This window comes from Candidatus Dadabacteria bacterium, assembly GCA_026706695.1.
GTDB lineage: Bacteria > Desulfobacterota_D > UBA1144 > Nemesobacterales > Nemesobacteraceae > Nemesobacter.
This window is the reverse complement of the sequence record JAPOYE010000057.1, coordinates 1-4,005: the sequence shown is the minus strand read 5'-3', so window position 1 is coordinate 4,005 and position 4,005 is coordinate 1. Positions and strand designations below refer to the sequence as shown.

Below are 4,005 nucleotides of genomic sequence, written 5' to 3'. Positions count from 1 at the left end.
CTCCCCTGAAAGAGAGTTATCAAAGTCAGTGGTGCACTTTAAAGTTCAAGTGGTGATCTGTATCATTCCGCCCGCTCTGGGCGGTGGCTTGGCCATGAACGGGCATTGTAACAATTTATAAGTAATTTGAGCATGATACGAAACGATAAGTCCTAAAAGAACCAGTGCGTCCTTCACAGAAAACCGCTTATAAACCAGCCCTCCCCCGAACTAGGTAACAATGTTCTGAGGACTGCTGCGGAGCACCCTTCTAAAAAAGACGTTTCAGGACTGCAGGATATCCTTTGCCATCTTTGCAGACCCGGAGCAGAGGACTTTGAAAAAACAGACAGGCATGTTATAGTTCCCCCTCATTTGAGAAACAATGAAGCTCGCAAGGGAGAACCGAAAAAATAAGCATTCTTGTAGATAAAGACTCCAAAGTTCTCGTGCAGGGGATAACGGGAAGCGCCGGGCTTTTCCACGCAACCCAGTGCCGTGAGTACGGAACCAACGTCGTTGGCGGCGTCACCCCGGGAAAAGGCGGAAGCAGCGTCGAGGGATTCCCGGTTTTTGACACCATGTCCGAGGCGGTGCGGGAAACCGGAGCGGACGTGTCCCTTGTGTTCGTTCCTGCAGCGTTTGCGATGGACTCGATGCTGGAGGCCCTTGATTCCGGCGTCAAGCTCGTAATCTGCATAACCGAGGGAATACCCACCCTGGACGTTGTGAGGGTAAAAGAGTACATGAGGGGTTCTGACTCAAGGCTCGTGGGACCCAACTGCCCGGGCGTTATAACCCCCGGGGAGGCCAAGGTGGGGATAATGCCGGGGTACATACATAAACCCGGAAGAGTGGGAATAATCTCAAGAAGCGGAACTCTCACCTACGAGGCCGTATGGCAGCTTACCAACCTCGACATAGGACAGTCCACGTGCATCGGCATAGGCGGCGACCCAGTTATCGGAACCACGTTTATCGACACGCTTTCGCTCTTTGAGAACGACCCGGACACAGACGCGGTGATAATGATAGGGGAAATCGGCGGATCTGACGAAGAAGAGGCGGCCGAATACATAAGCCAGAACTTCACGAAGCCCATAGCCGCGTTCATCGCGGGAGCCACGGCGCCCAAGGGGAAAAGGATGGGCCACGCCGGAGCCATTATTTCAGGGAGTTCGGGAAGCGCCGAGGACAAGTTCCGTGCCCTCGAGCGCGCCGGAGTCACCACCTGCAAAAGCCCGGCCGAGATGGGAGAAGCGTTAAAAAGCGTCATATCCTAAAGCCGCGAGACTCAACTGCCTCTCCGAATCCTGCTTCTCACACGGGCAATCCTTAAATTGGTTATTATCTTGCCCGTATGGAACTAAAACTTTTCGAGCTCGAGATCTTCAACAACCTTCTCGGAACAATCGCCGAGGAGATGGGTTCTGTTCTCGTAAGGGCGGGATTCTCTCCCAACATAAAGGAAAGAAGGGATCTTTCCTGCGCCATATTCAACTCAGACGGAGAAATGATCGCCCAGGCGGCCCATATTCCCATACACCTGGGATCAATGTCGTTTGCCGCAAGATCGGTAGCGACGGAGAACCTCTCCCCGGGAGACGTCTTCATACTTAACGACCCTTTCCGCGGCGGAACGCACCTTCCCGACGTAACGTGCGTAGCGCCCGTGTTCGTTCATGGGAAGCCCGAGTTTCTGCTCGCCTCGCGGGCCCACCACGCTGACATAGGGGGCGACACCCCGGGGTCCATGCCGCTTTCAACGACAATCCACGAAGAGGGAATCATCATACCCCCGACCAGGATACGGGAAGAAGGAATACTGAAAGAAACCCTGCTCCAGGAGATAATCCTCTCGACCAGGGATCATGAGGAAAGAGAAGGGGATCTTCGGGCGCAGATAGCCTCGCTTGATACCGGGGAGAAAAGGATGCGGGAGCTTCTCGAAAAATATTCTCTTTCGAAAATAAACCAGGCCGCTTGCGGCCTTCTTGACTACGGGGAGAGGCTCGTTAGGGGCGCCATAGAGAAAATACCGGACGGCGATTATGTCTTTATTGACTACCTTGAAGACGACGGAGCGGGAACGGGCAATATACCGATACAGGTAAAGATAGAAATAAGCGGGGACGCGGCGGTGGTGGACTTCAGAGGAAGTTCGAAGAAGGTAAAAGGATGTCTTAACGCTCCCCTGAGCGTAACGACCTCCGCGGTTCTGTACTGTTTTCAGTGTCTCTCGGGCGAAGACACGCCTCTTAACTCGGGAACCCTGAGGCCGATTGAGATCAGAGTCGATGAGGACTCGATTCTTAACGCCAGGTACCCAAGCGCGGTCGTAGGCGGAAACGTAGAGACGTCCCAGAGGATAGTGGACGTGGTGTTCGGAGCGCTGGCGGTGGCAATACCCGAAACGATACAGGCGGCAAGCGCGGGAACAATGAGCAACCTCGCGTTCGGCTCGCCGCAAGACACACCCTCCGATGCCTCCTACGCCTACTACGAAACCATAGCCGGCGGAATGGGAGGACGGTCGGACGCGGACGGGGCAAACGCAGTGCACACGCACATGACAAACACGCTTAACACTCCCGTTGAGGCAATCGAGAGGGAGCTTCCCGTAATGGTGGAATCATATTCCGTAAGAAAGGGGTCAGGAGGCGCCGGCAGATTCCCGGGCGGGGACGGAATCATAAGGCAGTACAGGTTCCTCGAAGACTCCCATGTCTCCCTCATAACCGAGAGAAGGGAGAAGCGGCCCTGGGGAGCCCAGGGCGGAGAAGAAGGGAAAAGCGGACGGAACACGCTTGTGTCGGGTGGGGAAGAGAAAAAGCTGCCCGCGAAATGCTCTGTTGCGGTAAAGGCAGGAGAAGCTGTGAGAATCGAGACTCCGGGAGGAGGAGGATGGGGAGTGCCCGTCCCGGCTAATTTTTTCACCATCGACGCCCACCAGGACATAGCCTTTCACATGCGCCACTACAAAAGGGACTTCGAGAATCCCGAGGTTCCCTGCATGATAACCCTGCCCGGACTCAGACAGAGCGGGACCAGGGTTGTTTTCAACACCGTTTTTATACACCCGAAGCACAAACCCGCGGGTTCCGTCACAGAAGCCATGGCCCAGCTTGACCTCTACGACAAAATATACAGTGAACACTCAGAAAGCGTTTTTCAGATAAAAAACAGACGGGACATAGACAAACTGGGGGAAGGCAGAAAAATCGGGTTTTTCACTCTCATGGAAGGAGCCGACCCCGTACTGAACCCGGAGCATCTTCTTGAATACCAAAAAAGGGGCGTCCGGGCTATCGGCCTTTCCTGGAACAACAGGAACATCTACGCCTCCGGGCCCGAAAGCAGCGAAGGACTCTCCGAGCAGGGAAAAGAGCTTCTGCGGCAGATGAACGCCTTGGGCATCACGCTTGATCTCTCCCACCTCAACGAACGCTGTTTCTGGGAAAGCGTGGAACTAACCGATCTCATACCCGTTGCGACCCACTCTAATTCAAGAGCGCTTGTGGATCATCCAAGAAACCTGCGTGACGAGCAGCTTCGCGCCATCTCCGAGAGGGGCGGGGTAATCGGGGTTGTTTTCTACGGGAAATTCCTAAGGAAAGGAGAGGGTCACGCCACCCTCGAAGACATATGCGCCCACATAGACCACATTATAGGCGTCTGCGGCGAGGATCACGTGGGAGTGGGAACCGACATGGACGGAGCGCCGATAAATGATTTCCCTGAGGAAATGAGACATATATCCGAACTCCCGGCACTCCCCGAGTATCTCCTCGGCAAGGGATATCCGAGGGCGGTTGTGAAAAAAATAATGGGAAAGAACTTCCTTCGGATAATAAAAACGAATCTCGAAAGGGCACCGGACGACATAGAGTAACGTGTCGCCGATAATTCCTTTATACAGAGCGGGTACTTGCCGATCTCCCTTGCAGAGAGGCAGCAAAGCACCTGCGGCAAAGACCGTCAGCCCAGGTTTATCCTGTACTTTCCGGGGCCGGAAATCATCAACAC

Annotated in this window: 2 protein-coding genes and 1 pseudogene; all 3 read left to right on the top strand. The window is 54.4% G+C overall.

Features of this window, described 5'->3' with window-relative positions; all coding sequences use genetic code 11:
• The first annotated feature begins 392 nt into the window (after nt 1-392).
• Nucleotides 393-1,262, top strand: a complete 870-nt coding sequence (sucD, locus tag OXG10_04185) for a succinate--CoA ligase subunit alpha (GenBank protein ID MCY3826568.1) — start codon at nt 393-395, stop codon at nt 1,260-1,262.
• A gap of 77 nt (nt 1,263-1,339) precedes the next feature.
• Nucleotides 1,340-2,890: pseudogene (locus tag OXG10_04180) on the top strand (hydantoinase B/oxoprolinase family protein).
• Nucleotides 2,891-3,871 carry a dipeptidase gene (locus tag OXG10_04175; GenBank protein ID MCY3826567.1) on the top strand — a complete coding sequence of 327 codons (981 nt, stop codon included), beginning with the start codon at nt 2,891-2,893 and terminating at the stop codon, nt 3,869-3,871.
• Nucleotides 3,872-4,005: the final 134 nt, after the last annotated feature.